This is a genomic window from Mitsuaria sp. CC2 (assembly GCF_048957715.1).
Lineage (GTDB): Bacteria > Pseudomonadota > Gammaproteobacteria > Burkholderiales > Burkholderiaceae_C > Roseateles.
In genome coordinates this window covers 113561-137315 of sequence record NZ_JARVXN010000038.1, presented here as the reverse complement: position 1 = coordinate 137315, position 23755 = coordinate 113561, and the positions used below count along the sequence as shown (strand labels likewise).

20 protein-coding genes and 1 pseudogene are annotated in these 23755 nt (G+C 68.6%); 7 read left to right on the top strand and 14 right to left on the bottom strand.

Annotation, left to right across the window (positions count from 1 at the left end):
- The first annotated feature begins 51 nt into the window (after window positions 1-51).
- Window positions 52-900, top strand: a complete 849-nt coding sequence (locus tag PV762_RS24990) for an amidohydrolase family protein (RefSeq protein WP_421037701.1) — start codon at window positions 52-54, stop codon at window positions 898-900.
- Window positions 901-945: 45 nt separating this feature from the next.
- Here the strand turns inward: PV762_RS24990 and PV762_RS24985 are convergent, their stop codons facing one another.
- From PV762_RS24985 to PV762_RS24945, 9 genes are all read right to left on the bottom strand, one after another.
- Window positions 946-2478: a tryptophan halogenase family protein gene (locus PV762_RS24985; protein ID WP_421037700.1), complete on the bottom strand. Its 1533-nt coding sequence runs from the start codon at window positions 2476-2478 to the stop codon at window positions 946-948.
- Window positions 2479-2506: 28 nt separating this feature from the next.
- Window positions 2507-3547, bottom strand: coding sequence for a cupin-like domain-containing protein (locus tag PV762_RS24980; protein ID WP_421037699.1), 1041 nt, complete (start codon window positions 3545-3547; stop codon window positions 2507-2509).
- 22 nt (window positions 3548-3569) lie between these two features.
- Window positions 3570-6593, bottom strand: coding sequence for a TonB-dependent receptor (locus PV762_RS24975; protein ID WP_421037698.1), 3024 nt, complete (start codon window positions 6591-6593; stop codon window positions 3570-3572).
- 243 nt (window positions 6594-6836) lie between these two features.
- Window positions 6837-7925, bottom strand: a complete 1089-nt coding sequence (locus PV762_RS24970) for an ABC transporter ATP-binding protein (RefSeq protein ID WP_421037697.1) — start codon at window positions 7923-7925, stop codon at window positions 6837-6839.
- Between the two features lie 13 nt (window positions 7926-7938).
- Window positions 7939-9333, bottom strand: a complete 1395-nt coding sequence (locus PV762_RS24965; protein WP_421037696.1) for a GH1 family beta-glucosidase — start codon at window positions 9331-9333, stop codon at window positions 7939-7941.
- Window positions 9334-9380: 47 nt separating this feature from the next.
- Entirely contained in the window at window positions 9381-10253 is an 873-nt protein-coding gene (locus PV762_RS24960; RefSeq protein ID WP_421037695.1) for a carbohydrate ABC transporter permease, read from the bottom strand.
- A gap of 21 nt (window positions 10254-10274) precedes the next feature.
- On the bottom strand, window positions 10275-11210 hold the full coding sequence (locus PV762_RS24955) for a carbohydrate ABC transporter permease (RefSeq protein WP_421037694.1): 936 nt from the start codon (window positions 11208-11210) through the stop codon (window positions 10275-10277).
- Window positions 11211-11225: 15 nt separating this feature from the next.
- Entirely contained in the window at window positions 11226-12518 is a 1293-nt protein-coding gene (locus tag PV762_RS24950) for an ABC transporter substrate-binding protein (RefSeq protein WP_421037693.1), read from the bottom strand.
- 226 nt (window positions 12519-12744) lie between these two features.
- Window positions 12745-13770 (bottom strand): LacI family DNA-binding transcriptional regulator, encoded by a 1026-nt coding sequence (locus PV762_RS24945; RefSeq protein WP_421037692.1) that lies wholly within the window; start codon window positions 13768-13770, stop codon window positions 12745-12747.
- 247 nt (window positions 13771-14017) lie between these two features.
- On the opposite strand from PV762_RS24945, the gene PV762_RS24940 reads away from it, so the two are divergent.
- The gene (locus tag PV762_RS24940; protein ID WP_421037691.1) at window positions 14018-15889 is read left to right on the top strand and encodes a methyl-accepting chemotaxis protein; all 1872 of its coding nucleotides are present in this window, start codon (window positions 14018-14020) and stop codon (window positions 15887-15889) included.
- Here PV762_RS24940 and PV762_RS24935 read toward each other — a convergent pair.
- Together PV762_RS24935 and PV762_RS24930 are read right to left on the bottom strand one after the other, a co-directional pair.
- Window positions 15834-16145 (bottom strand): hypothetical protein, encoded by a 312-nt coding sequence (locus PV762_RS24935; RefSeq protein ID WP_088408510.1) that lies wholly within the window; start codon window positions 16143-16145, stop codon window positions 15834-15836. The genes PV762_RS24940 and PV762_RS24935 overlap by 56 nt on opposite strands.
- A complete protein-coding gene (locus PV762_RS24930; RefSeq protein WP_421037690.1) occupies window positions 16142-16888 on the bottom strand; it encodes a sulfite exporter TauE/SafE family protein in 747 nt (248 codons plus the stop codon). Before PV762_RS24930 ends, PV762_RS24935 begins: the two co-directional genes overlap by 4 nt.
- Window positions 16889-17018: 130 nt before the next feature.
- On the opposite strand from PV762_RS24930, the gene PV762_RS24925 reads away from it, so the two are divergent.
- From PV762_RS24925 to PV762_RS24910, 4 genes are all read left to right on the top strand, one after another.
- Window positions 17019-17945, top strand: coding sequence for a LysR substrate-binding domain-containing protein (locus tag PV762_RS24925; RefSeq protein WP_421037689.1), 927 nt, complete (start codon window positions 17019-17021; stop codon window positions 17943-17945).
- Between the two features lie 75 nt (window positions 17946-18020).
- The gene (locus PV762_RS24920) at window positions 18021-19034 is read left to right on the top strand and encodes an aldo/keto reductase (protein ID WP_421037688.1); all 1014 of its coding nucleotides are present in this window, start codon (window positions 18021-18023) and stop codon (window positions 19032-19034) included.
- A gap of 120 nt (window positions 19035-19154) precedes the next feature.
- The gene (locus PV762_RS24915) at window positions 19155-20129 is read left to right on the top strand and encodes a diacylglycerol/lipid kinase family protein (RefSeq protein WP_421037687.1); all 975 of its coding nucleotides are present in this window, start codon (window positions 19155-19157) and stop codon (window positions 20127-20129) included.
- Complete coding sequence (locus PV762_RS24910; protein WP_421037686.1) at window positions 20126-20917, top strand: metallophosphoesterase family protein; 792 nt, start codon at window positions 20126-20128, stop codon at window positions 20915-20917. Before PV762_RS24915 ends, PV762_RS24910 begins: the two co-directional genes overlap by 4 nt.
- On the opposite strand, the gene PV762_RS24905 is transcribed toward PV762_RS24910, so the two are convergent.
- From PV762_RS24905 to PV762_RS24895, 3 genes and pseudogenes are all read right to left on the bottom strand, one after another.
- Window positions 20887-21732, bottom strand: coding sequence for a phosphatase PAP2 family protein (locus tag PV762_RS24905; RefSeq protein WP_421037685.1), 846 nt, complete (start codon window positions 21730-21732; stop codon window positions 20887-20889). The genes PV762_RS24910 and PV762_RS24905 overlap by 31 nt on opposite strands.
- Before the next feature lie 10 nt (window positions 21733-21742).
- Window positions 21743-22069 (bottom strand): annotated as a pseudogene (locus tag PV762_RS24900) (Fic family protein); the annotation flags it as partial.
- Window positions 22070-22188: 119 nt separating this feature from the next.
- Window positions 22189-22443, bottom strand: coding sequence for a hypothetical protein (locus PV762_RS24895; RefSeq protein WP_421037684.1), 255 nt, complete (start codon window positions 22441-22443; stop codon window positions 22189-22191).
- Window positions 22444-22599: 156 nt separating this feature from the next.
- Here PV762_RS24895 and PV762_RS24890 point away from each other — a divergent pair, with 156 nt between their 5' ends.
- Complete coding sequence (locus tag PV762_RS24890; RefSeq protein ID WP_421037683.1) at window positions 22600-23589, top strand: LysR family transcriptional regulator; 990 nt, start codon at window positions 22600-22602, stop codon at window positions 23587-23589.
- The last annotated feature ends 166 nt before the right edge of the window (window positions 23590-23755 follow it).

Sequence of the window (23755 nt, the reverse complement as noted above, 5' to 3'; positions counted from 1 at the left end):
CGGAGACCTACACGCACAATCGACGGTCCCATCTACGTGCCCTGAGACCTCATGCGCCTGCTGCCCTTGATCGTCCTGAGTGCCTTGCTGTTCGCGCCCTTGGCGCATGCGCAGGACAAGGTGTTCGACTCCCACGTCCATCTGTGGAACGGCGAGACCTCGCTGCGGGAGTACCAACAGCAGTTGAAGTCCGCCGGACGGCCCGTGGACGGCCTGGCGGCCATGTGGTTCGGAGGACCGAATCAGGCGCTGGCCGGCGATGTCGAGAAGATCCGCGCCGGCAACGACAGCGTGATCGCGCTCGCGAAGCAGCATCCCGAGTTGCTGCCCGTTGCCACCGTGCATCCCTACGACGGGGATGCCGCGTTGACTGAGCTCACACGGGTCGCGAAGCTCGGCGTGAAGGTGCTGAAGATCCATCCGCACACGCAGCGCTTCGATCCGGACGACCCGCGCGTGCTGACGCTCGTGAAGCGCGCCGGTGAGCTCGACGTCATCGTGCTGATGGACAACGCCAACATCCTGCCCGGGGACAGCGAGAAGCTCTTCAATCTCGCGCTCAAGGCGTCGAAGACGAAGTTCATCTTCGCCCACATCGGCGGCTTGAACTTCCGCTTCTGGAACATCCTCGCGCTCGCCCGCACCGCCGAAGGGCTCTTCGGCGACAACATCTACTTCGACATCTCCGCGACCAGCGTCGTCGTCGCCGGCTCGCCCATCGCCGACGAATTCGTCTGGACGCTGCGCAACGTCGGCATCGACCATCTGTTGCTGGGATCGGACTACCCGCAGCTCACGCTGCCGCAGACGCTCGCCGCGCTCGACCGGTTGAAGCTCACCAACGAAGAGAAGGCGAAGATCCGTTACGGCAACGCGCGCAAGCTGTTCGGCTTGCCTTGAGCGATGCGCGGCGGGCGCGAAGATCGAGCGCCCGCCGACGATCACTCACGCCGGCACGGGCGCCTTCACGACCGCCGCCGGCGCATACCGCGTCACATACTGCTGATGCCCCGGCATCTGCGCCACGGTCTTGTCGACGCGCGCGGTGATGGCGCCGAGGAATCCCGAGAGCTCCTTGTCCCCCATCAGGTCCGCCGAGGGGTGATGCTGCTCGGGCATCAGCCCCTGGCCGAGCATCACCTGCACCCATGAGTTCTCGGTGAACAGCTCGTTGGGCACGCGGAACACGCGCCCCGTCTCGCGGAACAGGTCCAGACGGTGCTGCAGCGACGCCGGCACCGGCATCTCCCGCATGTCGCGCCACATCGGCGAGTCCGTGCGCTGCTGCAGGTGGTAGTGCAGCACGATGAAGTCGCGGATGTGCTCCAGCTCGTAGCGCATCTGCGCGTTGTATTCGTCGATGTCGGACTGTCGGATCCCGTCCTTCGGGAACATCTGCAGCAGCCGGATCGCCGTGCGCTGGATCAGGTGGATGCTGGTCGATTCCAGCGGCTCCAGGAAGCCGCTCGACAGCCCCGCGCCGACGCAGTTGCGCTTCCACACCACCTCGCGCTGACCCGGCTTGAAGCGGATCACGCGGTGCGGCGTCAGCACCTCGCCGTCGATGTTGCCGAGCAGCGCGGCGCGCGCCGCCTCGTCGTCGGTGTAGCGGCTGCTGAAGACCACGCCGTTGCCGACGCGGTGCTGGAGCGGGATCTGCCACTGCCAGCCCCACGGATGCGCGATCGATCGCGTGTAGGGCACGGCTTCCCGCACCGACGCGGTCTGCAGCGCAATCGCGCTGTCGCACGGCAGCCAATGCGACCAGTCTTCGTACCCCACCCCCAGCGCCCCGCCCAGCAGCACCGAACGCATGCCCGTGCAGTCGACGAAAAGATCGCCCTCGATCTCCGTCCCGTCCTGCAGCTTCAGCGCGCGGATGTCGCCGTCGGCGTGCATCAGCACCTCGGCGATCTTGCCTTCGAGGCGCTTCACGCCGAAGCCCTCGCTGAAGCGGCGCAGGTACTGGCCGTACAGGGTCGCGTCCAGATGGAAGGCGTAGTTGATGCCCTCGTCGGGCAGATGCGCGAACTTGAGCGCCTGCGCGGCCCGCGCCTCCAGGCAGTAGTCGGCGTAGTCGGACGCCAGCCCGCGTTCACGGCCCTTCAGCCAGAAATGCTGGAAACCCGCCGTCCAGTGATCGATGCCGGTGTTGCCGAACGCGTGGATGTAGGTCGAGTCGGTCTCGCGCCAGCCTTCGAACTTGATGCCCAGCTTGATCGTCGCCTGCGTCGCCGCCATGAACTCGCGCTCGTCGAGACCGAGCAGCTGATGGAAGGTCAGCATCGTCGGGATCGTCGCCTCGCCGACGCCGACGGTGCCGATCTCGTCCGACTCCACCAGCCGGATGTCCAGCTGCTTGCCGAGGTGCTTCGAGATGCAGGCCGCCATCATCCAGCCCGCCGTCCCGCCGCCGGCGATGACGACGCGCTTCACGGGGCGGCGAGGGGATTGTGATTCGGGTGCGGTGAAGGTCATGGCGTCTCCTCCATGTTGTCTCGGATGTTCAGCGTTGCTTGAGCCGCTGAATCAGATGTCCGCGCAGGTGGCCCGCGCCTTCCGCCGTGAGCGGAGCGAGCGCATGCCGCGCATGCGCGGGGATGTGGGCCGCCGTGTCGGCGTCCGCGTTGAACACGTAATGGTCGAAGATGCCGCGCCACGCCGCGCGCTGCGGCGCGGGCAGGTCGCGCATCGACAGCAGCGCCTGCATCAGCGCGAACAGCGGCGGATCCATGTGCGCCGGTGACTGGCGCCACCAGTAGTTGATCAGCACGTTGAAGGCGTCGAGCGCCTCCACCTGATGCCACCACATGCTGGGGATGTAGAGCGCGTCGCCCGGTCCGAGTTCGGCGACCTGCGCCTGCGCCAGCGCCTGGGCGAAGCGCGGGAAGCGCTCGAAGTCGGGGTGTTCCAGGTCCACCAGGCTGACCGGCTGTCCCGCCGGCGTGAAGTCGATCGGGCCGACGTAGAGGTTGGGCAACTGCTCCGGCGGAAACAGCGTGAAGCGCCGATGCCCCGCCGCGACGCAGGCGATGTTGTCCGGCAGGTCGTAGTGCGGCGCGATGCGGCTGCGATTGCCGAGCCACACGCTGGCAAGGGCCTCCGGCGCCACAGGATTGCCCAACGCGTCCGATCCGCCCAGCGGCGATAGATCCAGGTCGTTGTCGGCTTGGAAGCCCGGCAGGCAGGTATCCACCGACGTCGAGCCGACGTAGTAGCAGGGCGGGTGCTCGACGTCGGCCAGCTTGAGCAACTCCTCCATCAGCGCCGGCAGCGGCGCGTCGGCACGACCGAAGTTCATGCCGGTGAAGTCGTCGTTGTAGAAGATGCGGCCGGCGATCTCCGGCGGCCCCGTCATGATGGCCACCGGCGCGCCGCGCCAGCAACCGTGCAGGTAGTCGACGGCCGCGCGGTCGGAGCGCAGGGCCTCGCGCACCATCGGCCAATGCGACACGAGGCCGCGCAACACCACCGGTTGCGCGGCCTCGAGCAGGTCGGGAGGAAGCCGACCCGGGACCGGGTCGTGGATTTCCAGGATCGGCTTCATGCGGGCAGGGGCCCTCGCGGGCTCAGAACTTGTAGCGGAGTCCCAGCATATAGCGGCGGCCGGTCTGCGTGACCGAGTACACCTCTTCCGACGTCCGGCCGTGCTGGCGCAGGATCGAATCGCCGACGTTGATCACCTCGGCCTGCATGCTCAGCTTCTCGCTGAAGTTGTAGCCCAGGCTGATGTCCACCTGCGAGTACGGCTCCGTGAAGATCGGCGCCGAACGGCCCAGCTGGTTGCCGTCGTTGACCGCGGCCAGGAACTTGTCGCGCCAGTTGTAGGCCACGCGCACGCTGAACTTCGCGTCCTCGTAGAAGCCCACCAGGTTGGCGGAGTCGCTCAGGCCGACCAGCGCGTACTGCTGCGCGAAGCTCGCGTTGTCGTACTTCAATCCCGACTTGACCTTGGTGTAGTTGGCCGCGACGCCGAAGCCCGAGTTTCCGAACGCATGCTGCACGTTCAGCTCGAAGCCCTTCAGGCTGTTGGACTGCGTGTTGGCCGGCACCGTGATCTGGAAGTTGGCCACCGGATCGCCGGGCTGTCCGACGATGGTCCCCAGCGCATGGCCGTTGCTCTCGCCGGTCTTGGTCACGCCCGGCTGGCCGTCGTAGCGGTTGAGGATGTAGTCGCGGATGCAGGTGATGTCGCTGCCGCAGGCGCCGGTGGTCGAGGCCTCGTTGTAGTACGCGCCGCCGATCGGGGTGTGCAGGTTGAACGGGGTTGCGTTCTCCAGCGTCGAGCCGATGTAGTTGCTGATGTTCTTGCGGAACACGCCCGCCGCCACGTAGCTCGACCGCGCGTAGTAGTACTCCAGCGAGAAGTCGATGTTCTTCGACTTCAGCGGCTTCAGCCCCGGGTTGCCCTGCGAGCCGGTGCCGCCGCTCAGGCGCGCCAGGTCGTTCAGCGTCTGTCCGCCCTGGATCGCGTCCCAGCCCGGACGGCCGATCGTCGTCCCGTAGCTGGCGCGCAGCTTCAGCTTGTCGGTCAGGTCGGCCTGGTAGTCGATGTTGGGCAGCCAGTAGCTGTACTTGCCGTCCAGCGTCGTGAAGCCCGGATCGCCCTTGAGCACCGTCAGCTCGTTGTTGGAGCCCCAGGTGATGCCCGTCGCGATCGGCACCAGCGCGCTCGAGGTGACCTTGGTCTTCTCGTAACGCATGCCGACCGTGGCACTCATGGGCACGCCCAGTTCCCACTCGCGGGTGTACTCCGCGTAGGCGCTGCTGGACTTCTCCGTCGTGCGGCGGTCCGTCGAGAAGACGTTGGACGCCAGGTACTTCGACGGATCGCCGTTGCCCTTGGCCGCCAGGTCGCGGACGGTGCCGAAGTCGAAGGTGTAGAACAGCGTGAACAGCCGCGGGTCGCCGACGCCGCCGATCTTGCCGAAGAAGTCGCGCAGGTCCTGCGGGATCCAGACGTTGTCGGGGTAGTTGGCCGGACCGTTGGCCACGCCGCCCCAGTTGTCCAGCTGGACGTTGGAGTAGGCCGAGCGGTTCTTCGCCTTCGTCAGGCCGACGCCGAAGTCCAGCTTGGACTCGTCGGAGATGTCCCAGCTGCCGCTGATCTGCTGCTGGTCGACCTGCGCCTTCATGTAACTGTTGCGGAAGGACGAGCCGGTCACCTGCTGCAGTGCCGCGTTGCGCGTCGTCGTCGGCATGATCAGGATGGGCAGGTCCTGGCTGAAGTCGACGCCGGTCTGGCCGCGGTTGAAGCTGGCCGTGCCGATGACGTTGTTGCTGCCCCAGGGGCTGTCGGCGCCCGACTCCGCGGTGGAGTGATGCGCGTCGAACGCGAAGCGCAGCTTGTTGTTGACCTTCCAGTCGGCGTTGAAGCCCAGCGACTTGTTGTCGTTCTTGGTCGCGAAGTCGGCGCCGCCCATGGACAGGTCGGCGTCGCCGTTGGCGATCAGCTCGGTGTAGTTGAGCGGGGCGGAGATGGGGCCGCTGGTCCACGAGCTCGACGACGGACCGAAGCTGAACCAGGCCGACAGGTCGTTGCGGCGCGTGTGCACCTTGTTCTGCGAGGCCGTGTAGTCGAGCGTCGTCGTCAGCGACTTGGTCGGCGCGAACTGGAAGGTCACCTGACCGTTCGTGCGCTCCCGGCTGATCGCGTTCATGTTGTAGTTGACGTTCTGCGGCAGCGAGTAGACGTCGTTGGGGCCAGGACGGTTGGTGATCCGTTCCGATCCCGGCGCGCCCGGCAGCGGGATCGCGCCGTTGCCCGTCTCGTCGCCCTTGAACGGCAGCCAGCCGTTGGGCACGCCGGCGCTGTTGTAGCCAGCGTCGCGCTTCTGGAAGCTGCCCGACACGGACACGCCGAACATGCCTTCGCCGAAGGTCGTGCTGTAGATGCCCGAGACCTCGGGCGTCACGCTGTCGCCCTTGATGTTGTCCGGCAGGCGCGAGTTGCCGCCGTCGTGCACGGCCTTGACGCCGATGCTCGCGATGGTCTTCTTCGTGTCCAGCGGACGCGCGGTCTTGATGTTGATCGTCGCGCCGATGCCACCGGTCGGGGCGCTCGCGCGGCTGGTCTTGTAGACCTCCAGCGCGGCGATCGACTCGGTGGCCAGGTTGGCGAAGTCGAAGGCGCGCGAGTTCGACGGGCCCGTGTCCGCCAGCGTCGACGCCGGCATCTGGCGGCCGTTCAGCAGCACCAGGTTGAAGTCCGGGCCGACGCCCCGGACCGTGACCTTGGAGCCTTCGCCCATCGAGCGGTCGATCGACACGCCCGAGATGCGCTGCATCGACTCGGCCAGGTTGGTGTCGGGGAACTTGCCGATGTCCTCGGCCACGATGCCGTCGACCACGCCGCGTTGCTGGCGCTTGAGGTTCAGCGAGGTGTCCAGCGATTGCCGGATGCCGGTGATGACGACGGTGTCGATCGTCGCGTCGGCCTTGCGCTGCGCTTCGGACGCGGCCGTTTCAGGCGCGGCCGGCGCCTGCTGCGCGTGCGCGGCGGCGGCGAAGAAGAGGAGGGCGCAGGCAGCCGCGATGGGCTGGCGCTGCATACCGCGGGCCTGCCGCTGTCGGGTGGGGTGGACGTGCTTCATCTTGTCTCCTTGTTATCTCTCAGTCTTGACCAGTGACCCCCATGCGTGGCGGGCCCGATTGTCTGCAGGGCAAGCTGGATCCGTGTATTCGGCGGTAACTCTGAAAGCGCTTTCAGAATTTATCCGCTTCAGCCATGGGACCTCTACTGACTTTCCCTAGCGAGGGTTCCGCGCCACACGAGCGCGGGGGGTACTGCGAACCGGGGGGGCGGCTTCACGCCGCCGGAATCGTCCTGCCGGGGCTCACGCCGCGGCGGGCACCGGCACGCGCGGTTCGAGCGCGCGTGATTCGGCGTCGAAGGCCAGGGCGTGGTCGGCGGTGGCGAGCAGTCGGACGGTGTCGCCGTCATGCAGCGACGCCGCGCCGGCGGGGAGCTTGGCGGTGAGCAGGTCGGCGATGCCGTCGACGCGCAGGTGCAGGATGGAGGTGTCGCCCAGGTGCTCGGCGAGCACCACCGTGGCGGGCACCGCAGTCTCGTCGGTGCCTGTCCCCAGAAGCAGGTGCTCGGGCCGCAGGCCGAGGCGCTTCGCCGCGGGCCGCGAGGCGCCGCCGAGCGACTCCCACAGCCGCCGCGCCGCGCCGGGCGCGTTGGCCGTCGGACGCTCGACGAAGTTGATCTTGGGCGCGCCCAGGAAGCCCGCGACGAACTCGTTGGCTGGATGGCGGTAGAGGTCCATCGGCGCGCCGAGCTGCTCGATGCGGCCCTTGTTGAACACGGCGATGCGGTCGCCCATCGTCATCGCCTCGACCTGGTCGTGGGTGACATAGATCATGGTCGTGCCGAGCTGCTGGTGCAGCCGCGTCAGCTCGATGCGCATGTCCACGCGCAGCGCGGCGTCGAGGTTCGAGAGCGGCTCGTCGAACAGGAAGACCTTGGGCTTGCGCACGATCGCGCGGCCGATGGCCACGCGCTGGCGCTGGCCTCCGGACAGCTGCTTGGGCGTGCGCTGCAGCAGGTCGGTGATGCGCAGGATCTCGGCGGTGCGGCGCACCTGCTCGTCGCGCTCGGACCGGCCGACGCCGGCCATCTTCAGCGCGAAGCCCATGTTCTCCGCCACCGTCATGTGCGGGTAGAGCGCGTAGCTCTGGAACACCATCGCCGCGCCGCGGTCGGCGGGACGCAGGTCGTTGGCGCGGTGGCCGTCGATCAGCAGGTCGCCGCCGGAGATCTCCTCCAGCCCCGCGATCATCCGCAGCGTCGTGCTCTTGCCGCAGCCCGACGGGCCGACGAAGACCATGAACTCGCCGTCCCGGACGTCGAGGTCGATGCCCTGGATCACCTCGTGATCGCCGTAGCGCTTGCGGATGCCGCGCAGCGTGACTTGTCCCATGACGGTCTCCCGATCAGCCCTGGCGTGCCGCGCGCCGCTGCGACACCTGTTGCAACACAAAATCCCGGTACGCGAGCGCGCTGTCCTTGGGCGTGCGCTGCTGCGTCGCGTAGTCGACGTGCACGATGCCGAAGCGCTTCGCGTAACCGGAGGCCCATTCGAAATTGTCGAGCAGGCTCCACACCATGTAGCCGCCCATGGGTACGCCCTGCGCGATCGCGTCGCCGACGGCGGCGATGTGGGTGTCGAGGTAGCGGGTGCGGTCCTCGTCGTGCACCCGGCCGTCGGCGCCGACCGGATCGGGGAAGGCGCCGCCGTTCTCGGTCACGTACAGGCGCTTCGCGCCGGGGTAGTCGCGCTTGATCGACACCAGCAGATCGGTCAGGCCTTGAGGGTAGACCTCCCAGCCCATGTCGGTCAGTTCCAGCCCGCTGGTCTTGCTGTCGACCGGGCCGTCCGCGCTGATCATGCCGCGCGAGTAGTAGTTGATGCCGACGAAGTCGATGGGCACCTGGATCTTGGCCATGTCGCCGGCCTCGACGTAGGGCGCGTCGTGGCCGAGGTAGTCCAGCACGTCCTGCGGATAACGGCCCTCGAAGAGCGGGTCCATGTACCAGCGGCGCAGCTTGCCGTCCTCCAGGCGCGCCGCGGTGCGGTCGGCGTCGGAATCCGTCGCCGGGTACATCGGCGCCATGTTCAGCACGATGCCGAGCGAGGCCTTCAGCTTCAGCGCGCGCATCGCGGTGATCGCCAGGCCGTGGCTCAGCAGCAGGTGGTGGGAGACCTGCGCGGCGATGCGGCGGTCCTTGATGCCGGGCGCGAAGACGCCGGACTCGTGGCCGAGCTGCGCGACCACCCAGGGCTCGTTGTGCGTGGCGATGGAAACGACCTTGGACCCCAGGCGCTTCGCGATGCCCACGGCGTACTCGACGAAGCGTTCGGTCGTGACGCGGTTGCCCCAGCCGCCGATGTCCTGCAGCGCCTGCGGCAGGTCCCAGTGGTTCAGGGTCAGGTAGGGTTTCATGCCGCGGGCCAGCAGGCCGTCGACCAGCTTGTCGTAGAACGCCAGGCCGGCCTCGTTCCAGTCGCCCTGGCCCGTGGGCATCACGCGCGGCCAGGAGACCGAGAAGCGGTAGGCGTCGACGCCCAGGCGCTTGATCAGGTCGAGGTCCTCCTCCCAGCGCGTGTAGTGCTCGCACGCGACCTCGCCGTTGCTGCCGTCGGCGATCGCGCCGGGCTGGCGGCAGAAGGTGTCCCAGATCGAGGGGCCCTTGCCGTCGGCGTCGTGCGCGCCTTCGATCTGGAAGGCGCTCGTGGCGACTCCCCAGACGAAGTCGGCGGGGAAGTCCTTGGCGGCGGCCGTGGCGAGTGCGGTCGAGGCGGCGGAGACAGGCGTGGAAGATGACATGGAGGGTGTTGTTCTAGGTGTTGGAGGAGAGGCGCACGCGGCCGGCGTCACTTCACCGCGCCGACGGTCAGGCCCGAGATGAGCTGCCGCGAGCACAGGACGAAGAGCACGATCAGCGGCAGCGTCGCGATGGCGGATCCGGCCATCAGCGCGCCCCATTCGGTGTCCACCGGGCTCTGCAGCGATCGCAGGGCCAGCGGCAGCGTGTACATGTCGGGCGATCGCATGACGACCAGCGGCCCGATGAAGTTGTTCCAGGAGGAGATGAAGGTGATCAGCCCCAGCGTGCCCAGCGCCGGCTTGAGCAGCGGCAGCACGATGCGGGCGTAGATGCCGAGTTCCCCGCAGCCGTCCATGCGCGCGGCCTCGACCAGTTCGCGCGGCACGGCCGAACCGATGAACTGGCGCATCAGGAAGATGCCGAAGGCGCTGGCCGCGCCGGGGATGTAGAGCGCGCGCGGCTGATCGATCCAGCCGAGCAGGTCCATGATCATGAAGCTGGGGATCATGTTCATGAAGGTCGGGATCAGCATCGTGCCCATCACCAGGCCGAAGAGCGCCTTCTTGAAGCGGAACTCGTACATCGCGAAGGCATAGCCGCCCATGGAGCAGAACAGCAGCGTCAGGCCGGTGTTGCAGATGCCGACGTAGAGGCTCAGGCCGAGGTTGCGCCAGAAGGGCAGGCGCTTGGTGAGGATGTCGACGTTGTTCAGGAAGTCGTCGCCGAACCACATCGGCGGCGGCAGGCTGAAGATCTCGGTGCGCGAGTGCGTCGCGAAGACGAACATGAAATAGAACGGCGCCAGCATGAGCAGGGCCCCGGCGCCGACCAGCAGGTAGGCCGACCAGGTGGTCATGCGCGGCGGCTGCGCGGCGTGGGGGGCGGCGGCGTCGAGGGGGGCGTGCATCGTGGTGCTCATGGCGTTGCTCGGGGTCGGCCCTCAGTCGTCCTTGCGCTTGAACGCACGGTTGGTGAGCCAGGTCAGCCCGGCCACGATGAAGAACAGCAGCCACGACATCGCGCTGGCGGCGCCGAAGTCGTTGAAGTCGAACGCGTTGCGGTAGAGGTAGACGGCGGCGCTCATGCCGGCCTGGTCGGAGCCGCCCTTGCCGTTGGTGAGGATGAAGGGCTCCTCGAACAGCTGCAGTCCGCCGATGACGCTGAGCGTCACGCCGAAGAAGATCATCGGGCGCAGGCTGGGCAGCGTGATGTGGAAGAACTGCTGCATGCGGCTGGCGCCGTCCATGGTCGCGGCTTCATAGAGGTCGGGCGGGATGGTCTGCAGCGCGGCCAGGTAGAGCACGACGTTGAAGCCCACGTAGCGCCAGAACACGATCATCGAGATGGCGGGCTTGAGCGCGTCGGGGTCGTTGAGCCAGTCGACCGCGGCCTGCGGCATCAGGTGGCCGATCAGCGGGACCTCGCGCACGGTGGCGATGGCGAGGTTGATCAGGCCGTAGTCGGTCGAGAACAGCGAGCTGAACAGGATCGCGATCGCGACCGAGGAGGTGATGTAGGGCAGGAAATAGGCGCCGACCATCGGGTTGCGCCAGCGCTTGAAGGCCAGGTGCAGGAAGGTGGCGAGGGGGATGGCGACCAGGTGCTGCGGCACGCCCGAGGCGATCGCGAGCCAGCCGGTGTTGCGCAGCGACTTCCAGAACCATTCGTCCTGGAGCGCGAAAGTGAAATTGTCCAGGCCGACCCAGTGCATCGCGCCCAGGCCGCTGGTCGGCTCCCAGCTGTGGAACGCCAGGTAGAGCGAGAACAGCAGCGGGAACAGCCCGAAGACCGCGAACAGCAGCAGGAAGGGCGCGAGCAGCGCATACGGCGCGTACCGTGGCGACAGTCGCAGGGCTTGAGGGAGGCGGAAGCTCATCGGAAGGGTCCCGGTTCAGCGGTGCGCGCGCAGCTGCAGCAGACGCTGCGCGTCGGCCAGGGCGGTGGGGATGTCCTTGCCGCGATCGAGCACCTTGTCGAGTTCGGTGTCGATCACTTCCTTGGCGAAGTTGTCCTGCTTGTGCACGGGGAAGGCGCGGATGTGGTCGGCGGCCTCGCGCCAGTCGCGGCGGGCCTGCTGGCCGCCGAGGAAGGGCAGGGGCTGGTCGTAGAAGGGATCGGTCTGCGCGTCGATCAGGGCGGGGAAGGCGTCCTGCGCCTTGAAGGCGGCGAGCTGCTGCGTGCGGTTCATCGTCATGAAGCGGATGAACTCGTAGGCCACCGGCTTGCGGGACGCGTCGGCGTGGCGGGCGATGGCGAAGAAGGTGCCGCCGTAGGCCGCGAAGGCGCCCTCGGGGAGCTGCGCCGAGCGCCATTTGCCGCGGGTGCTGGGCGCGAGCCAGGTGTTCAGGTGGCCGGCCAGCCAGGCGCCCGACATCTGCGTGGCGATGCCGCCGCGCTTGAAGCCTTCGGACCAGTCGGACGACCAGGCGATGACCTTGGCGTCGAGCTGCTGGCGGCGCACCGCGCGGGCGAGTTCGAAGGCGCGGACGAAGCGCGGCGTGGTCACGAGGGGGCGGGAGTCCTTGTCGAAGAACAGGCCTTCGCCCGGCTCCAGGCCGGTGCGGATGAGGATGTCCTTCATGTCGCGGGCGTGGGCCATCAGGTAGGCGCCGGTGGCGGCCTTGATCTTCGCGCCGGCGGCGACGTAGCCTTCCCAGCTGGCGGTGAGATCGGACTCCTTGAGTCCTGCCTTGGCGAGGAGGTCGGTGCGGTAGAGCAGGGCGCCCGGACCGATGTCGGTCGGGACCGCGAGCACCGCGCCCTTGGGCGTGGTCGCCTGGTCGAAGGCGTAGGTGACGAAGCGTGCCTTGTCGACGCTCAGGTTGTAGGGCGGACCGGAGAGGTCCTCCAGCCCGGTGCCCTGCGCGAAGCGGCCGAGATAGCCGATCTCCAGCGCCATCACGTCGGGCAGGCCCTTGGCGGTCGAGAGTGCCGTCGTCATCGCGGTGTGGTGGTCGTTGAGCTCGCGGCTCACGATCCGGACCTCGACATCGGGATGCAGTGCCTTCCAGGCCGGCAGGGCGCTGCGGACGATCTCGTCGATGGCGGGGAAGGCGGCGACGGTCAGCGTGGTGGTGACGGCAGAGGGCGCGGTTGAAGGAGCGGCCGAAGGCGTCGTCGCGTGAGCGGAAGTCTGAGCGGCAACGCCTGACCCTGCCTGGGCGACGCCCAAGGTCAATGCCATCGCCCATAGGCATCGTGCCCACTGCCGCATGCTGTCTGTCTCCGTCGTCGTTCTGTTTATGAAAGCGCTTTCATGATAACGAACGCCATGGCTTCACCGTACCAGGGTTATCTCTAGGGAAGCGACGGGCGAGAGAGAAGTAGCTGACCTGCATGGCCCCCTCTCTGGCCCCTCTCTGGCCCCTCTCCCGCACCGCGGGAGAGGGAGTAAGAAGGAGGACTCCGCGTCAGAGCGAGCGTGTCGACGACCGGATGATCAGCCGCGGCTCGGGCAGTTGTGCGGTGGGGGTCTTGTTCCCCAGCAGATCCAGCAGCGCCTGCGCGGCGCAGCGGCCGAGCTCGAGGCCGGCCTGGTGGATGGTCGTCAGCGGCGGGATGCAATGCGCGGCGCCGGCCAGATCGTCGAAGCCGACGATGGAGACGTCTTCCGGCACGCGCAGACCGCGGCGGTAAAGCGCGAGCGACGCGCCGAACGCCATCTGGTCATTCGCCGAGAAGATCGCGGTGAAGGGCTCGCGGCTGTCGATCAGCCGCTCGACGGCCATCACGCCGCTGTCTTCCTGGAACATGCCGGGCAGCACCAGGGCCGGCTTGTACTTCACGCCGGCCGCCTCCAGCGCGGCGCGGTAGCCCCTCAGACGCTCCTGCGCATCGGGGTGGACCGGATCACCGGCGATGAACGCGATCTTGCGATGGCCCTGGGTCAGCAGGTGATGCGTGGCGAGTCGCGCGCCTTCGAAATCGTTGAAGTTCAACGCGTACAGGCTGGGCGCCTTCATCGTCCGGCCGGTGACGACGACCGGCAGTTCCTTCGCCAGCTTGCGCAGCGAGTCGTCGCTGAGCCGGCCGGTGAGCACGATGAGGCCGTCGACGCGGCGCGCGCGCAGCGTGTCGATGCAGCGCTGCTCTTCCTTGGCGTTCCAATGGCCGCTGGCGAACAGCGGCACGTAGCCGGCGGCGTCGAGCACTTCCTCGATGCCGCGCAGCGCGACGCCGTAATACGGGCTGTCGATGGACTGCGTCACCACGCCGACGCTCAGCGAGCGTCCGCCGGCGAGCACGCGGGCGATCGGATTCGGGACGAAGCCGAGATCCGCGATCGCGCGATCGACGGCGTCCTTCTTTTCCTGGCTGACGACGGCGGTGCCGTTGAGGATGCGCGAGACGGTGCTCGGCGAGACCCCGCTGACTTCGGCCACCATGCCCAGCGTCACCTTCGAGGGCGGCGTGCGGGCGGACTTGGTGCTCTTCATGAAGGGGATAGCGTTGTCGTTGCGCGGCGAGTGTAAGGGACGGTTGCCAGGGGGAGGCGAAGGCACCGTACGGCGTGCGAGCCTCGCATACCCAGCATCGGCGAGTCGGCGTTTCGTTAAATAACGCCGCATTCGCGCCGCTTGCGGCGGGCTTCAACCAGAGCACTCCGGGTTTTCCCGTCGCTGTAACGAAGCGTTGCAAGACTGGCGGCGCCTTCCCAGCACCGGCCTCCCAAGGTCCCGCCGCATGTCTCTCAAACACCGTCTCGCTGTCGTCGCGCTCCTGTGCGGCGCCGTCTGCCTGCTGCCCACCGCGCAGTTGGGTCTCAACCTCCTGGAAGCGCTGCGCACCGTGAAGGCGCAACGCGCCGCGCTGCCCGCCAACCAGGCGTGGCAACGCGTGATCGCCGATCTGTCCGAGCATCGGCTCGCCTCGGCCACCGCGTCCAGCCATCCGGAGCAGGCCGCCGCCCGCGACGCCGCCGCCGTGAAGATCGACAAGGATTTCGCGGTCGTGCTCGCCGAACTCGACGACGTGCGTCATGGCGACGCGCTCGCCGAGGAGGCGACAAAGGCCCGTGCGCAGTTCAAGGCGCTCCACGCCAAGGGCGTGAGCCAGATGCTCCAGGTGCAGACGCCGCAGTACCGCGCACTGTTCGATGCGATCTTCGACGCCGTCGCGCAGCTGAATGCGCGGTCCGGGCTGTTGATGCAGCACGACGGTGCGACCTACTTCAACGTCGTCGCCGGCCTGCAGGTCGCGCCGCAGCTGACCGACACGCTGGCGGAGCTCGGCGCAATCGGCGCTGCGGCCGCGGTGGACGATGTCGCCGCCGTCGGCAATGCCGCGGGTCGCTATCGCGCGGACCTGCGCCAGCTCAATGCCGCGCTTCGCCAGGCCGCCGTCGCCGACGAAGCGCATGCCGCCGACTACGCCGAGACGCTGCAACGCGTTGCGCAGCAGCGCCAGGTGGTGCTGGAGGCGCTCGACGCGTCGGCGAAGGATGTGAACTACCCGCTCGATCAACTCGTCGCCACGCTGAAGAAGGGGGCCGTGCTGCAGTCGGAACTGTCGGCGCGCGTGATGGACACGCTCGCCCAGCGGCTCGACGACAGCGAGTCCGCCGTCGCCCGTCGCTTCCTGCTGACGACCGTCGTCGTGATCGGCGGACTGGTGGCGATGGGCCTGGTGCTGTGGCGCACGCTGCTCGGCGTCTGGCGTCCGATCCGGGAGGCGGAGATGCTGACCGAGCGCATCGCGCAGGGGGACCTGAGCGCGGAGTCCTCCTGGCATACGAACGACGACCTGGGCCGGATGCTCGACGCGATCCGATCGATGCGCGACCGGCTGCGCGGTCTCGTGACGCAGATGCAGGTGGCGTCGGGCGAGATCCACGGCGCCGCCGACGAGATCGCATCCGGCAACCAGGACCTCAGCGTGCGCAGCGAACACGCCGCCGCGCGCGTGCAGGAAGCGTCGAGCAACGTGCAGCGGCTGTCGGAGACGCTGGACGGGACGGCGCAGGCCTCTGTGCGCACCCGCGGTCTCGCGGACCAGGCCAGCGCGAGCGCCGCCGCCGGCGGCCGCATGGTGCAGGGCTTCGTCGAGACGATGACGTCCATCGGCGCCAGCTCCAAGCGCATGTCGGAGATCGTTTCGGTGATCGACACGATCGCCTTCCAGACCAACATCCTGGCGCTGAACGCGGCCGTCGAGGCGGCGCGCGCGGGCGAGCAGGGCCGCGGTTTCGCGGTCGTCGCGGCCGAGGTGCGCAACCTGGCCAAGCGCAGCGCGGGCGCGGCCGGCGAGGTCAAGGTGCTGATCAGCGAATCGGTCACCCGCGTCGAACGCGGTCAGGCCGAAGTGCAGGCCGCGGGCACGGCCATCGCCGGCATCGAGCGCGGCATCGGCCTGGTCAGCGCGGAGATCGAGCGCATCGCGCATGAAGTGGCCGAGGAAGCCATCAGCCTCCAGCAGCTGCGCGGCACCTTCACCGATGTCGAACGCATGGTCCAGCAGAACGCCGCGCTGGTCGAGGAAGCCGCCGCGTCGGCCGCCTCGCTCAACGATCAGGCGGAGCGGATGAACGAGCTGGCGTCGGCATTCCGGCTGGGTTGATCGCCGGACCGATCGAGGGATCGGTCGCGGTTCCGATCGCATGACCCGCGCCGGCGACCAGCCGCGCACGGGCTTCGTCGAGCACGTCCACCAGCTCCGACGAGGCGACGTGCACCGCGAAGCTCGCCTGCGAGGCGCCGGGTTCGCCCGGCGTGTCCATGCGATCGACGCGTTCCGCGTCGTGCAGCCACAGGGCGAGCCGGTAGGCGCGCTCCAGCAGCGCCGCCAGTTCGCAGCGTTCATCCCGCGCGTTCATAGGCCTCGCCACAGGTTCGCAATGCCGAGCGCGATGAACACGACGAACAGCGCGCGCTGGAAGGTCGTCGGGCTGATCCTCGCCCGCACGGCGGCGCCGACGCCCAGTCCGGCGAACGCTGCGGCCAGTGCCACCATCGAGGACAGGGTCAGCACCGACCCGCTCTCGAACGAATGCAGCCGCGCGGCCAGCGACAGCGTCGCGACGGTGAAGGACAGGCCGAGCGCTTGGATCATCGCGTCCTTGTCCAGCCGCAGGGCCTGGAGGTAGGGCACCAGCGGCAGCGCGAAGACGGCGGTCGACGCGGTGACGAAGCCGGTCGCCAGTCCGGCGGCCAGGCCGATCCACCACGCGTGCGGCGATACCTGCGGCACGACCGGTTTCCACAGTCCCCACAGGCCGTAGGCGATGAGGATGACGCCCAACGCGAGCCGCGCGTCGATCGGAGCGATCGAAGTCAGGTCCGGTCCCCAGACGGTGCTGACGATCATCCCCAGCCACACGGGCCAGAGCGTCGTGACGATGCGGCGCCAGGCCGGGCCCTGGCACTGCGCGATGTTGGTCACGAGCGAGGGCATCACCAGCAGCGCGGCGGCCTGCGCGGGCGCCATCCACAGGCCGAGCAGGCTCATGGCGACGGTCGGCAGACCCATGCCGGTGACGCCCTTGACGCCGCCGGCCAGGACGAAGACGAGCCCGATGCCGAGCCAGGGTGCGAGCGTCGCGAAGGAGGTGGAAGCCATGCGGCGCATCTTCGAGTGGCGAGGGAACGCTGTCGATCTCGATGTACGGCGGATATCCTTCGTGATCGCAAGAGGATGAGGTCGGCGACCCCGTGTCGATCCCGCTACCTCGACGACCTGGATGGCTTCGATGACCGCAACGCGCACCACCGTCCGACCGATCGACTACCGCGTCGATCCCTTCGACCTGCAATTGTTCGAGGCGGTCATCGTGCATGGCTCGATCACCGCCGGCGCGGCGGCGATGAGCCTGTCGCTCGCGGCCGCGAGTGCACGCTTGAAAGGCCTGGAGCACCGGGTCGGCGTGCGGCGGCTGGATCGCTCCAAGTCTGGCGTGGTGGCGACCGACGCGGGTCGCGCGCTGTCCCGGCAGGCCAGGCGGGTGCTGTCCGAGTTGGATTCGCTGCACATCGAGATGTCGGCCTTCGGCCGCGGATTGCGTGGCACGGTGCGCCTGCTCGGCAACACGGCGGCGCTGGTCGAGGCGCTGCCGCCGCGGCTGGGCCGCTTCCTCGCGGAGCATCCGGACATCGACGTCGAGCTGCAGGAGGCGCCCAGCGACGCCGCGCTGCAGGCCTTGCGCGAAGGCGTCGCCGATGTCGTGATCGTCACCAACCACGTCGACACGACGGGGTTGACGGCGCGGCCCTGGGTGGAGGACGAGCTGGTCGCGCTGCTGCCCGCCGTCAAGCGGGGACGGGCGACGAAGAGCGTGCGTTTCATCGAACTGCTGGACCGTCCGTTCGTCGGCCTCGGCGCGGACGCCGGACTGAGCCGCTATCTGCTCGCGCAAGCCGCACGCAGCGGCCGCGTGCCGCATCACCGCGTGCGCGTGTCCGGCTTCGAGGCGATCGTCCGGCTCGTCGAAGCCGGGGCTGGCGTGGCGGTGATGTCGCGCAGCGCGGCGGAACGCGAGCGGACGGACGGCGTCCAGATCGTCCGCCTGGACGAGCCCTGGGCGCGCCGGACGCTGATGCTCTGCCATACGGAACAGGCGCTGGAACAGCCGGGGGTGAACGCGTTGGTGACGGCGCTGATGGAGGACGCGAATATCTGAAGTTCACCGATTCAATGTCATGAATCGCCGGTCAGCCCCTAGATTGGGAACACGCTCTTCCTGAAAGGACTTCCCATGGCCCTGAAAGACCTCCTCCCCGGCAAGCTGGGATTCGGCACCGCCCCGCTGGGCAACATGTTCCGCGACATCCCGGAAGCCGAGGCCCGCGCCACCGTCGACGCCGCCTGGAACGACGGCATCCGCTTCTTCGACAACGCGCCGTTCTACGGCGCCGGCCTGGCCGAGATCCGCATGGGCGAGGCGCTTGCCGGCCGCCCGCGCGACGAGTACGTCATCGCCACCAAGGTCGGCCGCCTGATCCTCGACGAGGTCGAGGACGTCAGCGCCCGCGACAACGGCGAGAAGGGCGATGTCTTCAAGTACGGCCGCCCCAACAAGATCGTCAACGACTACTCCGGGGACGCGACGCTGCGCTCCATCGAAGACAGCCTCAAGCGCCTGAAGACCGATCGCATCGAGATCGTCTGGGTGCACGACGTCGCGCAGGATTTCTACGGCGACGAGTGGCTGGGCGTGTTCGAAGGCGCGCGCAAGGGCGCCTTCAAGGCGCTCGACCGGCTGCGCGACGAGGGCGTGATCAAGGCCTGGGGGCTGGGCGTCAACCGCGTCGAGCCGATCGAGCTGGTGATGGCGCTCGACAGCGCGCGGCCGGACGGCTTCCTGCTCGCGGGCCGCTACACGCTGCTCGACCACGATCGCGCGCTGCAGCGCGTGATGCCGGAGGTCACCCGGCAGGGGCTGGGCATCGTCGTCGGCGGGCCGTACAGCTCGGGCGCGCTGGTCGGGGGCCCGAACTTCGAATACGCGCCCGCCACGCCGGCCATCCTCGACAAGGTCGCCCGCATCAAGGCGATCGCCGATCGCCACGGCATCAGCATGAAGGCGGCAGGACTGCAGTTCTCGCTCGCGAATCCGGCGGTCGCCGCGGTCATTCCGGGAGCCAGCCAGCCGAGCCGCCTCGCCGAGGATCGCGCCGCGCTGAACGAACAGGTGCCGGCCGACTTCTGGCGCGAGCTGCGTCAGGCGAAGCTGGTGCATCCGGAAGCGCCCCTGCCCGGCGGCGTGTAAGGCAGACGGCGAATGACGCGCGCGGCGGGTAAGGCGGGCGGCGCTGACCGCGGCCGGGCGTCCGGCTTGCCGGGACGGTTATCGTTCCAGCTTTCTGCCTCGCCTCGCGCCTCCTCGCCCATGCCCCTGCCGACCGACTCCCGCCTCCCGCCGCTCTTCGTCGTGTTCAACCGGGCATCGGGTCGCGGGAACCGGGATGAAGTCGGCCCCGCCGTCGAGAACGCCGGCCGGGCGGCCGGACGGGAGGTGCATCTCCTCCCCGTCGAGGCACCCGGCAAGCTCGCCGAGACTGCCCGGGAGGCCGTGCGCCGCGCCCGCGAAGTCGACGGCATCGTCGTCGCCGCCGGCGGCGACGGCACCATCAACTGCGTCGCCCAGGAGGTGCTCGGCAGCGGCTGCACCTTCGGCGTGCTGCCGCGCGGCACCTTCAACTATTTCGCCCGGACGCACGGCATTCCCTCCGACATCGACGGCGCGCTGCGCGTGCTGCTCGAGGAGACGCCGTCGCCGGTCCAGGTGGGCCTGCTGAACGACCGTGTGTTCCTCGTCAATGCGAGCCTCGGGCTCTACTCCCAATCGCTCGAGGATCGCGAGGTCTGGAAGAAGCAGTTCGGTCGCAGCCGCCTGATCGCCATCGGCGCGGTGCTGGCGACGATCCTGCGCGGCCATCGCAGCCTGGGCCTGACGATCGAATTGCACGGGCAGCCCCGCCAGGTCCGTACGCCGACGGTGTTCGTCGGCAACAACGCACTCCAGATGGAGCAGGTCGGCCTCCCCGAGGCCCAGGCCATCGACCGCGGCGAGCTGGCCGGCGTGATGCTCAAGCCGGTCGGGCGCTGGGGCCTGCTGAAGGTGTTGGCGCGCGGGGCGATGGGCAAGCTGGCCGAGGCGGACCAGGTCGTCAACTTCCCCTTCACCCGCTTGACCGTGCGCAACCGTCGCTTCGGCGCGCGTCGCGTCAAGGTCGCCACCGACGGCGAGGTGTTGTGGATGCGTCTGCCGGTGCGCTTCGAAGTCGCTCCGCAGCCGTTGATGCTGATCCGGCCCGATGGGCTTTCAGAAGAGCGACGTCAGGCTCAGGAGAGCGGCCGATGACGGTCGTGCTCCAGATGTCCGACCCGCATTTCGGCACCGAGCGGCCGATGGCCGTGGGCGCGCTGGAGCGGCTGTGCGGCGAACTGAAGCCCGACCTGCTGCTGATCACCGGCGACATCACCCAGCGCGCGCGGCCCGTCGAGTTCTCACGCGCGAAAGCCTTCGTCGAGAAGCTCGGCGTGCCGGCGCGCCTGGTCATTCCCGGGAACCACGACATCCCGTTGTACGCGGTGGCCACGCGCCTGCTGCATCCCTACCGACGCTACGAACGCGCCTTCGGCCCCGCCGAGGACGGCGAGTTCGAGGCCGACGACCTGCTGGTCGTGGCGCTCAACACGACGCGGCGCTACCGGCACAAGCACGGCGAAGTGTCCGATCCGCAGATCGAGCGCACGGCGCGGCGGCTGGCGCAGGCCAAGCCGGGACAGGTGCGGCTCGTGGCCGTGCATCAGCCGGTGGCAGTGACCCGCACGGACGACGTGGTCAACCTGCTGCGCGGCCACGCGAAGGCGGTGCGCCGGTGGTCCGAGGCCGGGGCCGATGCCGTCGTCGGCGGTCACATCCATCTGCCTTACGTGCTGCCGCTCCACGAACGCCGGCCAGACCTGCCGCGCCCGGTCTGGGCGGTGCAGGCCGGCACGGCGCTGAGCATCCGCGTGCGCGGCGGGATCCCCAATTCGGTCAACGTGATCCGGACGGGCCCGGCGCGCACCGCCGTCGTCGAACGGTGGGACGTCGACGAGACGGCGGGGCTCTTTCAGCGCGTGAACTCGACGCCGCTGGCCTGACGCCCGACGCGTCTTCGGCGCGCCCAGCGCGCCAGTTCGATGCTCACGATCGAGACGGTGAGCCAGGCGGCGCCGGAGGCGAAACCGGCCAGCACGTCGCTGGGGAAATGCACGCGCAGGAAGATGCGGCTCGCGCCGACCGAGAAGGCCAGCGCCACCGCCGCGATCCAGACCGGCACGTGCCAGCGCCTGGGCAGCAGGCGCACGGCGAGGTAGGCGAGCATGCCCATCGCGATCACCGAGCCGGAGCTGTGGCCGCTGGGGAAGCTGAAACCCTCCTCGGTCAGCCACTGGGTCGGGTGCACCGGGCGGGCGCGTTCGAAGATCTGCTTCAAGGTCGGATTCAACGCGGCGTTGCCCAGCATCGCCAGCGCCCAGCCCAGCGCCAGCCCACGGCGGCGCAGGGCCACCAAGCCCACCGCGACGGCGATGCCGAGCGTGACCAGCGTCTCCCGGTTGCCGACGAAGGTGATCAGGTAGAACGCCCGCAGCGCGAGGTCGGGCACGTGCTCGATCATCGCGACGATGAAGGCCTCGTCGAGCTGGCCGAGCGTCTGCTCGGTGTGGAGCTCCTCGGCGATCTCGGCGAACAGCATCGCGCCGCCGACGATGAACGCGAAACCGGCGGCGAAGCGCAGCAGCAACGACACCGGGGAGAGCGGTTCAGGCGCGGCGGCCTGGCCCCCGCGGTCCGGCATCAAGGCGCGCGCGACCAGCCAGGTCGTGCCGGTGACGAGCACCAGGAGCGCGCCGTAGATCGCCAGCGCATGGGCGCCAGCGTAGCTGGCAGCATCTAGGAGGGAGACGTGGGACATGCGTCGATTGTTAGCTCAAGATCCACGGATATTTCTGCATCGAACTTCGATACAGCCATTCGAAAAGATCGACGGCCACGGACACGTCGTTGCGCTCGTACACGCCGAGCATCGCCACCACGTCGTCCCTCGCCTCGACGCCGCCGAAGCTGAGCGGTGCGCAGTGGCCGGCCAGCAGAGGCATGTTGGCCGACAGTCGACCGGTGCGCTTGTTGCCGTCGGCGAAGGCCTGCAGGTAGGCGACATGGATCCAGAGGAAGAACGCGGCCTCGACCGGATTGCGAATCGCGGCCGCTTTGATGGCGATCTGGTGGAGCATCTCAGCGAGCAACGCGGGGACCCGCCCCGGCGCTCACGACACCCTGCTGCGGCGTCCGCGCGACAAAGAAAAAAGCCGGACCTCGCGGCCCGGCTTTTCCTTGCAGGAGGGACGCTGGTCAGGCGTCCTGAAGAAACTCAGTACATCATCCAGCCGTTGCGGGCGACGCGGCGCAGGGAGAAGGCCAGGTCCGGACGCTCGGCCGACTGCTCGGCGGCGGCTTGCAGGACGGCTTCGCGGGGGCGCAGCTCGACGGCGGCGTGGACGAATTCGACGACGGCGTGTGCGGCGCGCAGGACCAGGCTCACCAGACGCTCGCCGGCGGCGCTCGCGGTGCGAGCCCGGACTGCGTCGGCAGCCATCAGATGGACATTCAGCGTGGCGGTGGTCATGGCGGTTCCTTCTGGGGTGATGTTCGGTGGCGCTTGGCGGGTGGCCGTTGCGCCATGGACGTCATATTGCGGTTTTCACGTACGGCACGCCAATTGCACTTGGGAATCGCGTCATCACCGCCGGAAATGACCCGTGACGGAATTAGCATCCGGCTCATGAGCACCCCCCGCCCCGTCAACTTCCGCACACTGGACCTGAACCTGCTGCGCGTCTTCGACGTGGTGATGGAGGAACGCCACGTCACCCGCGCCGCCCACCGCCTGGCCATCACCCAGCCCGCCGTCAGCAACGCCCTGAGACGCCTGCGGGAAGCCACGCACGAGGAACTCTTCATCCCGAGCTCCACCGGCGTCGAGCCCACGCCCCACGCCCAATCGCTCTGGCCGGTCGTCCGCCGGGCCCTGGCGGCGCTGCAGCAGGCCCTGGAACCTCAGGTCTTCGACCCGCGCGCCGCCGGCAACACCGTCAGCTTCACGCTGGCGATGGCGGACGCGACCGCGGCGCTGGTCGTCCCGCAGCTGAGCCGGCGCTTCCTGGAGGAAGGCATCCACGTCGGCCTGCGCGTGGTGCCGCTGACCACCCGGGACCCCCGTGAACTGCTGGAACAAGGCTGGGCGGACCTGGCGATCGGCTTCTTCCCGGACCTGACCGAGCAGTTGCTGGTCGAGGATGACAGCACCGCCTTCCGGCGCGAGGCGCTCTATGCGAGCCGCTACGTCTGCGTCATGCGCGCCGACCACCCGCTGGCGGCGCCCGGTGCGCTGACGCTGGACGCCTACTGCGACGCGCCGCACCTGCGCGTGAGCTTCGCGGGCCGGGCGCACGGTTTCGTCGACGACGCGCTGGCGATGATCGGCCGCAAGCGGCGGGTGGCGATGACGGTCAACAGTTTCTTCACCGGCACGATGGCGGTGGAGCAGTCCGACCTGATCACGGTGCTGCCGGACAGCTTCGTCCCGGCCACGGGTTTCGCGGGCCGACTCGCCTGCCGGAACCTGCCCTTCGCGCTGCGCGGCATCGACATCAGCCAGGTCTGGCACATCCGCGCCGAGCCCGATCCGGCCCAGCGCTGGCTGCGGCAGGTGATCGGGGAGATCTCCGACGTCATCGCCGCCGGCGCGCGGGCGCTGCCGCAACTTCCCTGAGCGGTCGGAGTTCTCCTTCCGCCGCGCGGTTCCGCCGCCTGCAACAGGGTCGGAACGATGGCGGAGGGGCGGCTCGTCGAATGGAGGCAGTCCTGCGGCGGAACTGGCTTGAATCGGTGATTGAAGGCTGATCCGCCGGGAGGGAGCATCGACGGCTTCTCATGAC

Excerpts from the sequence above, each read along its gene's own strand:
- PV762_RS24990 (WP_421037701.1), top strand. The coding sequence starts at position 52 with ATGCGCCTGCTGCCCTTGATCGTCCTGAGTGCCTTGCTGTTCGCGCCC.
- PV762_RS24920 (WP_421037688.1), top strand. The coding sequence starts at position 18,021 with ATGGCCCTGAAAGACCTCCTCCCCGGCAAGCTGGGATTCGGCACCGCC.
- PV762_RS24965 (WP_421037696.1), bottom strand. The coding sequence starts at position 9,333 with ATGTCATCTTCCACGCCTGTCTCCGCCGCCTCGACCGCACTCGCCACG.
- PV762_RS24930 (WP_421037690.1), bottom strand. The coding sequence starts at position 16,888 with ATGGCTTCCACCTCCTTCGCGACGCTCGCACCCTGGCTCGGCATCGGG.
- PV762_RS24890 (WP_421037683.1), top strand. The coding sequence starts at position 22,600 with ATGAGCACCCCCCGCCCCGTCAACTTCCGCACACTGGACCTGAACCTG.
- PV762_RS24980 (WP_421037699.1), bottom strand. The coding sequence starts at position 3,547 with ATGAAGCCGATCCTGGAAATCCACGACCCGGTCCCGGGTCGGCTTCCT.
- PV762_RS24955 (WP_421037694.1), bottom strand. The coding sequence starts at position 11,210 with ATGAGCTTCCGCCTCCCTCAAGCCCTGCGACTGTCGCCACGGTACGCG.
- PV762_RS24950 (WP_421037693.1), bottom strand. The coding sequence starts at position 12,518 with ATGGCATTGACCTTGGGCGTCGCCCAGGCAGGGTCAGGCGTTGCCGCT.
- PV762_RS24960 (WP_421037695.1), bottom strand. The coding sequence starts at position 10,253 with ATGAGCACCACGATGCACGCCCCCCTCGACGCCGCCGCCCCCCACGCC.
- PV762_RS24915 (WP_421037687.1), top strand. The coding sequence starts at position 19,155 with ATGCCCCTGCCGACCGACTCCCGCCTCCCGCCGCTCTTCGTCGTGTTC.
- PV762_RS24985 (WP_421037700.1), bottom strand. The coding sequence starts at position 2,478 with ATGACCTTCACCGCACCCGAATCACAATCCCCTCGCCGCCCCGTGAAG.
- PV762_RS24895 (WP_421037684.1), bottom strand. The coding sequence starts at position 22,443 with ATGACCACCGCCACGCTGAATGTCCATCTGATGGCTGCCGACGCAGTC.
- PV762_RS24975 (WP_421037698.1), bottom strand. The coding sequence starts at position 6,593 with ATGAAGCACGTCCACCCCACCCGACAGCGGCAGGCCCGCGGTATGCAG.
- PV762_RS24905 (WP_421037685.1), bottom strand. The coding sequence starts at position 21,732 with ATGTCCCACGTCTCCCTCCTAGATGCTGCCAGCTACGCTGGCGCCCAT.
- PV762_RS24935 (WP_088408510.1), bottom strand. The coding sequence starts at position 16,145 with ATGAACGCGCGGGATGAACGCTGCGAACTGGCGGCGCTGCTGGAGCGC.
- PV762_RS24910 (WP_421037686.1), top strand. The coding sequence starts at position 20,126 with ATGACGGTCGTGCTCCAGATGTCCGACCCGCATTTCGGCACCGAGCGG.
- PV762_RS24925 (WP_421037689.1), top strand. The coding sequence starts at position 17,019 with ATGACCGCAACGCGCACCACCGTCCGACCGATCGACTACCGCGTCGAT.
- PV762_RS24945 (WP_421037692.1), bottom strand. The coding sequence starts at position 13,770 with ATGAAGAGCACCAAGTCCGCCCGCACGCCGCCCTCGAAGGTGACGCTG.
- PV762_RS24970 (WP_421037697.1), bottom strand. The coding sequence starts at position 7,925 with ATGGGACAAGTCACGCTGCGCGGCATCCGCAAGCGCTACGGCGATCAC.
- PV762_RS24940 (WP_421037691.1), top strand. The coding sequence starts at position 14,018 with ATGTCTCTCAAACACCGTCTCGCTGTCGTCGCGCTCCTGTGCGGCGCC.